The sequence below is a fragment of the Corynebacterium frankenforstense genome, assembly GCF_030211955.1.
Classification (GTDB): domain Bacteria; phylum Actinomycetota; class Actinomycetes; order Mycobacteriales; family Mycobacteriaceae; genus Corynebacterium; species Corynebacterium frankenforstense_A.
This window is the reverse complement of record NZ_JASODI010000090.1, coordinates 1-248: the sequence shown is the minus strand read 5'-3', so window position 1 is coordinate 248 and position 248 is coordinate 1. Positions and strand designations below refer to the sequence as shown.

Sequence of the window (248 nt, the reverse complement as noted above, 5' to 3'; positions counted from 1 at the left end):
ATAATGGTGGAGGCTTATTGTTAGAGCCAGGAGATTATATTTTTGAAGTAGTTAAATTCGAAAGATCTCGTTATACACCTAGAAGTGGGGATGCAAAACTTCCAGCTTGTAATATGGCTAAATTAGAATTGAAAATCCAAACAGCTCAAGGGACAGCCATCGTCTTCAATAATTTATATTTGCACACTTCTACAGAAGGGTTATTGTCCGCTTTCTTTGCTTCAATTGGCCAAAAGAAAAAAGGAGAG

General features: G+C 36.7%; 1 pseudogene. It reads left to right on the top strand.

What is annotated here, in order from left to right:
• Positions 1-248, top strand: a pseudogene (locus QP119_RS11640) (hypothetical protein); the annotation flags it as partial.